Here is a 6,000-nt window from a genome sequence, read left to right on the forward strand (position 1 = left end):
AATTTCGATTTCTGAAACAACTAATCATCACCTGAGTTTATAAATTCAATTGACACTTGCTCAGATTTATATGACATTGGCTGTATGAAATGTAATCGAACAACACTCAACCAACGAATTATCATCATTCTATAGGAATGGTGGGGATTTTGTTGTACTGAGAAAAGCTAACCCACCCGGTAAGGTGGGTTTTCTTTTTCTATCTTCCGGGCCGTGTTCTTGGAGGAACTCACATGAAAAAAGTCGCCGTTTTTGGTAAGCCCGGTAGTGGCAAATCTACCTTCAGCAAAGCATTAAGCCGATCAGCAGGTGTACCGTTACATCAACTGGATTCTATCGTTTATCAAGCGAATGGCGAGCCAGTTTCCAAAGACGTTTTTAACCAAGCTCATGACAAGATCTTGAATGAAGACACGTGGATCATCGATGGACTTGGCCCTCTTGGTGCATTCCATCAGCGCTTAGAGTCTGCAGATACCCTTATCTATATCGATTTGCCTTATTTTGTCAGCTACTGGTTCGTTACTAAGCGCTGTCTGAAAGGGTTGTTCGTAAAACCAGAAGGGTGGCCAGATGGCAGCTCAGTCATCAAAGGTACGCTCAATAGCTACAAGATGCTTAAACTCTGCCCTGGGTTTTGGAATGATGAGTTTATGTCTCGACTGTCTCATATCTCAGAAGGTAAACAACTGCATGTTGTTAAGAGCACAGCCGAACTCGATAATCTACTTACTCAACTCTCACAATAACGATGGGCTGGTGTTAATTGGTTGAATAGATTGATACTTTGAACTGTCTGTCAATGGAGTAAAGATGGAATTCAAACTTGAAATATACGCCCCAGATTCAGAGATTATTGCAATTCGTGATGCTCTGAACTCTGCGGGCGCTGGGGTTGTGGGCAACTATGACAGTGTCATCTCGATTGTGAAAATATCGGGATTTTGGCGCCCAAATTCAAAAGCTAAGCCAGTCACGGGCTCAAAAGGTGAAATCAACTTTGGCGAAGAGGTTCGTATAGACGTTCGCTGTAAAAAGGAGCGCGTTCAAGCGGCACTCGATGCTGTGCGAGCGGTGCACCCTTATGAAGAGCCCGCTATTAATATTCTCCCACTCTACAATCACGAATTTAATTAGACTCGATACTGAAACAAGGACTGTATTTATGTCAGGAATCACCGATCTAGATGAACTTTTGCGCTCTATGCGCCCTAAGTTAATGCCAACAGAGTTTGTGTTCTGCACGACTTCTGGCGCTTTAGCGGATTATGTCAATTTAGCGCCTGTAGCCACGTTCATCGAATCAGAAGGACTTACTCTGGTCCTTGAAAAGTCTCGAGCCGAGGAAGCAGGTTTGGCATTTGAAGGTATCTACCAGCAGATCACCTTAACCGTTCATTCCAGTCTGGATGCGGTTGGGCTTACTGCAGCTGTCGCCTCTAAGCTCGCGTCTAAAGGGATCAGCGCTAACGTGATTGCAGCGTACTATCACGACCATATTTTTGTACAACAGGATAAAGCCACTGCTGCGCTATTGGCACTGGAAGAGTTTTCTGCTGAGTGATGGGCATGGATACTAACACCGAGATTTGGCGCAGCTATTATGAGAAAGCACTCGCTAAACCACACTTAAAGCGGACTGAATTTGTCTGTTCACTTAATCAATCGACATTAAAGGTAGTAATTGATTGCGGTTGTGGCGTGGGCAGTGATATGGATTTTTTGAGTCAGCATGGCTACCGAGTATATGGCTTTGATGTTAATTCTGACTCGATTGAGATATGTGAAGAGCGATTTGCTGATAACCCTTTAGTCGAGGTTACTAACGCTTCATTCGAACAATTCCAATATCCGAAAGCTGGGATTGTAATCGCGAACTCTAGCTTGTTTTTCGCTGACCCTTCTCAGTTTGAATCTGTGTGGCATAAGATCGTCGCGTGTATTGAAATTGGCGGTGTTTTTGCCGGCGATTTCATGGGCGTTAAAGATACTTGGGCAACCCACTACCGAAGCCCAACGTCTTCTTTTACAGAATCCGAAGTGCGCGATTTATTCTCCAGTTTTGAAGTTCTGAGGTTTCATGAAAGGGATGAGATGGCAACAACTGCATTGGGACGAATGAAACACTGGCACACCTATTCAGTTGTCGCGGTGAAACGCTAATTTAAACATAGGTTTATGAGTTTAAATAACTTAAAAGATATGAATAAAATCGTTCACCTTTTGAAACAAGATCCAATGCGAGTAGAAGCTTTGCACTGTGTTAAGAGGTTAGAACTGCCTCAGTGCTACATTGCTGCGGGATTTCTACGAAATTTGGTTTGGGACTCCCTGCACAACAAGACTAAGCCAACACCTTTGAATGATATTGACGTTGTTTATTTCGATGATGATGAAGTGGACCTCAATGCCTGTTTTAAGCATGAGGCTTGGCTCAAGACACAAATGCCACAGCTTAATTGGCAGGTTCGCAACCAAGCTTTGATGCATCACAGAAATAACGACCAACCATACCAAAGCACCCTCGATGCTATGAGCTACTGGCCTGAAAAAGAAACGGCTGTAGGTGTTAGAGTCACGGAAGACAACGATTACGAATGTGTGTCCGCCTTCGGTTTTGAATCTCTATTCAATGGACGCATCACTTACAATCCGAAAAGACCGCGTTCGTTATTTGATCAACGCGTATACGCGAAGAATTGGCTCGTCTTATGGCCCTCGCTCAAAGTGGTTTATGGCAATGCAAAGGAGTCGCAAAATGTTTAAATTGGAAACAGAGCGACTAATTCTGAGAGACATGACACTCGATGATCAAGATGCTTTTGTTGCTATGTCTCAAGATGTCAAGTATCAACGTTTCTATGATGAAAATGATTGTGATCCAAACAAATATAGGCAGCTCACTGAACTATTTGTGGCTCAGTCAACTGAAAGCCCAAGGCAAGCTTATCAACTCGCTGTTGAACTTAAGAGTACCAATGAGTTTATAGGTACGGTTTGTTTGCGATTAGAACAAAATCGACAAGCGTCTATGGGTTGTGCTTTCTCTCGAGCTTCACAAGGAAGTCAGTTCGCTCAAGAAGCGGCATTTAAGCTCGCTGACTTCGGTTTTAAAGAATTGGGTGTTCATCGTATTTATGCTGAGACTATCAGCCGAAACTTGGCTGCGATAAACCTTTGCCGTCGTTTAGGCATGCGTAAAGAGGCGCACTTAAACGAACATCGTTTCTTTAAAGGGCAGTGGTGGGACACTGTTATTATGGCTGTGCTGCACAGTGAGTGGTGTGATTTTTAACTAAAGTTCAGATAATTTACTGATACTGTTTTTATATACAGTGTTGTTGTGTATCCTATCCTAAAAAAGGAGTAGTACACGATGATCTTAAATCATATCTCTATCGGTATTTCAGACCTCGAGAAAGCCGTTTCCTTCTACGATGCTGTTCTTGAGACTCTCTCTATAAATCGAACGCATTATATTGAGAATGCCGCCGCCGCTTACGGTGAACGTTTTGAGTTTTGGATAGGGTATCCAATTGAAGGTAAGGCGACGTCGGGTAATGGTGTGCATGTCGCATTGAATGCACCATCCAAAGACGCAGTTATGCGTTTCTATAAAACTGCTCTTGAGCTAGGAGGGCAATGTGAAGGACAGCCTGGCCCCAGACCCGAATATGGTGAAACTTACTATGCGGCGTTTGTGCGAGATCCTGATGGGAACAAGTTAGAGGCTGTATTCATGCAGTAATAAAGAAACTTCGCCATGGACATAGTTTCAAAATAAGCACCATAAATTAAAAAGTAAGAAGTAGCGACAATGGAAATCAGAACAGGGCAGTTAGCTGATGTTTCGAGCATTACGGATATTTTCAATTATTACATTGAACATTCTAATGCTCGCTTTGAGGAGTCCCCGCTGTCACTAGACAATCGATTGGAGTGGTTCTCCCAGTTTAAGCCAGATAGCAGGCATCAAATCTATGTAGCGATCGATAACGGTAAACTTATAGGGTTCGCTTGCTCCCAGCCATACAGAGCAATGGCTGCCTTTGATGAAACTGCAGAGGTGACGGTTTATCTGGCGCCGTTCATTCAAGGGAAAGGGGTTGGTTCCAAGCTTTATGAGAAGCTATTCAGCGCTATCCAAGCTCATGGTGTTCATCGGGTTTTGTCAGGTGTCGCTTTGCCGAATGAGGCTTCAATAGCGCTACATAAGCGTTTTGGTTTTAGAGAAGTGGGCGTCTTTAATGAATATGCAAAGAAGAACGGTGAGTACATAAGCTCGATGTGGTTAGAAAAGATATTTAACGAATAATTCGATGTCGATTCGAAGTTGGTTAAAAAGGGAAAGTCGAGATTTTAATTGCAACTCAATGTGTTAGATTAGCTTTCATCGAGAGTGATTTGAATACTGAGAGGTGCAGAATCTAATGGACGAAACATTCATGCTAAGAGCGCTTGAGATTTCTAAGCAAGCCTTGCCGATGTGTATCCCTAACCCGCCTGTAGGTTGCGTTCTAGTTAAAAATGACAAGATTGTTGCTGAAGGTTACACACAAGCCGTGGGTGGTAATCATGCCGAAGTTGAAGCTCTAAACGCTTATCAAGGTTCGGCAGAAGGTGTGACTGCCTATGTTACATTAGAACCATGCTCATTCGTAGGTCGCACACCTGCTTGCGCGCGCACTTTAGCGCAGTTTGGAATAAAGAAAGTCGTCGTGGGTATGTTGGACCCAGATCCTCGAAATAACGGACGTGGAATTGAGATATTGAAACAGGCTGGTGTCGATGTTGTCATCGGTGTGTGCACACAACAGGTTGCTGCTCATCTCGGGCCTTATCTCAATCAGTCTTAGGGCATCAATATCAATAGAGACTGTTCAAATATGATCGATTAGCAGGGAGTGCTAAGCAAAGATGACCAAACAAGATCTAGCACAGATGGGAGCGGCTAAAGTTTCCTTGGAATGCCTTGATGGTGTTCAATGCATCCGTAAACAGCAAGCCTCTCAAGTGGAGGTGAACTTTTATCAAACTGCCTCTCACTTTTTATCGGGAGTGAACGCCCCAAAGCTGCTGGGGATATCTGATAATGATCTTCTCATTGAGTACATCCCTCACAGCATTTCCCTTGATGAACTCGTCGCTCACGATCAAACGTTTAAGCAGTTAGCTTCCATTCATAACTCGACTTACATCCCCACTTTTGATTTAAAAGAGCATGCCTGGACTGTTAGTGCAACGGAACAAGCTTTCGAAAGTTTGCAGCTGCCTAATATTGTCGAATCTTCAATTTTAGCTATACAAGCAAAATCAGGCGTTGTGTTCGAACGTTCAGGTTTGATTTCCGGTGACACCAATGACGGCAACTGGGGCGTCAGAACTAACGGCGATTTGGTGTTGTTCGATTGGGAAAGGTTTGGTTTTGGCAGCCCTGCGATTGACTTGGCGCCTTTAGTTAAAGGGCTAGGAACCCCGCAGTCTTATCAAGCGCTGGTGGAGCGCTATTGCCAACACAGTGCGGCTATTCCTCAACCGGAGCTTGTAAGGCACCTGATTATTGCTAAGTGTTGGATCATCGTAGACGTGGTAAACATCCTAACCTCAAAAAGTAGTCCAACTCCTAGAAACAGTGCTCAAGCATCAAAATATATACAGTGGTATCAAAACCACATCCCTCAGTGGCTAGCGTTAGTAGAAAAAGAATTATAACGACAAGGAGAAAACCGTGAAAATAGCAGTATTGGATGATTACCAAAACGCAGTTCGAGATCTTGATTGTTTTGGTTTGTTAGAAGGGCTGGATGTCACAGTCTTTAATGAGACTTACTCAGAACAAGAATTGGTTGAGAAGTTGGCGAATGTCCAAGCTCTAGTTCTGATTCGAGAACGTACCCAGATAACGGAATCGCTCTTATCTAAACTCCCGAACCTTGAAGTGATCAGTCAAACGGGCAAGGTGAGCAATCATATCGATGTGCAGCTTTGCGAAAAATACGG

General features: G+C 43.6%; 10 protein-coding genes and 1 pseudogene. All 11 read left to right on the top strand.

What is annotated here, in order from left to right; genetic code table 11:
* Nucleotides 1-233: 233 nt before the first annotated feature.
* Nucleotides 234-749: a P-loop NTPase family protein gene (locus AC6R05_RS24505; protein WP_500649016.1), complete on the top strand. Its 516-nt coding sequence runs from the start codon at nt 234-236 to the stop codon at nt 747-749.
* 64 nt (nt 750-813) lie between these two features.
* Nucleotides 814-1,137 (top strand): divalent cation tolerance protein CutA, encoded by a 324-nt coding sequence (gene cutA / locus AC6R05_RS24510; RefSeq protein WP_500649017.1) that lies wholly within the window; start codon nt 814-816, stop codon nt 1,135-1,137.
* Between the two features lie 28 nt (nt 1,138-1,165).
* Nucleotides 1,166-1,564: an ACT domain-containing protein gene (locus AC6R05_RS24515; RefSeq protein ID WP_500649018.1), complete on the top strand. Its 399-nt coding sequence runs from the start codon at nt 1,166-1,168 to the stop codon at nt 1,562-1,564.
* A 5-nt stretch (nt 1,565-1,569) separates the two neighbouring features.
* Nucleotides 1,570-2,163, top strand: a complete 594-nt coding sequence (locus AC6R05_RS24520; RefSeq protein WP_500649019.1) for a class I SAM-dependent methyltransferase — start codon at nt 1,570-1,572, stop codon at nt 2,161-2,163.
* A 39-nt stretch (nt 2,164-2,202) separates the two neighbouring features.
* Complete coding sequence (locus AC6R05_RS24525) at nt 2,203-2,766, top strand: nucleotidyltransferase family protein (protein WP_500649035.1); 564 nt, start codon at nt 2,203-2,205, stop codon at nt 2,764-2,766.
* Nucleotides 2,759-3,295, top strand: a complete 537-nt coding sequence (locus AC6R05_RS24530; RefSeq protein WP_500649020.1) for a GNAT family N-acetyltransferase — start codon at nt 2,759-2,761, stop codon at nt 3,293-3,295. Before AC6R05_RS24525 ends, AC6R05_RS24530 begins: the two co-directional genes overlap by 8 nt.
* An 81-nt stretch (nt 3,296-3,376) precedes the next feature.
* On the top strand, nt 3,377-3,748 hold the full coding sequence (locus AC6R05_RS24535) for a VOC family protein (RefSeq protein ID WP_500649021.1): 372 nt from the start codon (nt 3,377-3,379) through the stop codon (nt 3,746-3,748).
* A gap of 69 nt (nt 3,749-3,817) precedes the next feature.
* On the top strand, nt 3,818-4,315 hold the full coding sequence (locus AC6R05_RS24540; RefSeq protein ID WP_500649022.1) for a GNAT family N-acetyltransferase: 498 nt from the start codon (nt 3,818-3,820) through the stop codon (nt 4,313-4,315).
* 115 nt (nt 4,316-4,430) lie between these two features.
* Nucleotides 4,431-4,856, top strand: a complete 426-nt coding sequence (locus tag AC6R05_RS24545) for a bifunctional diaminohydroxyphosphoribosylaminopyrimidine deaminase/5-amino-6-(5-phosphoribosylamino)uracil reductase RibD (RefSeq protein ID WP_500649023.1) — start codon at nt 4,431-4,433, stop codon at nt 4,854-4,856.
* 61 nt (nt 4,857-4,917) lie between these two features.
* On the top strand, nt 4,918-5,712 hold the full coding sequence (locus AC6R05_RS24550; protein ID WP_500649024.1) for a phosphotransferase family protein: 795 nt from the start codon (nt 4,918-4,920) through the stop codon (nt 5,710-5,712).
* 16 nt (nt 5,713-5,728) lie between these two features.
* Nucleotides 5,729-6,000, top strand: a pseudogene (locus AC6R05_RS24555) (D-2-hydroxyacid dehydrogenase family protein); the annotation flags it as partial.

It is taken from the genome of Vibrio sp. R11-SG3-ISO9 (genome assembly GCF_059834255.1).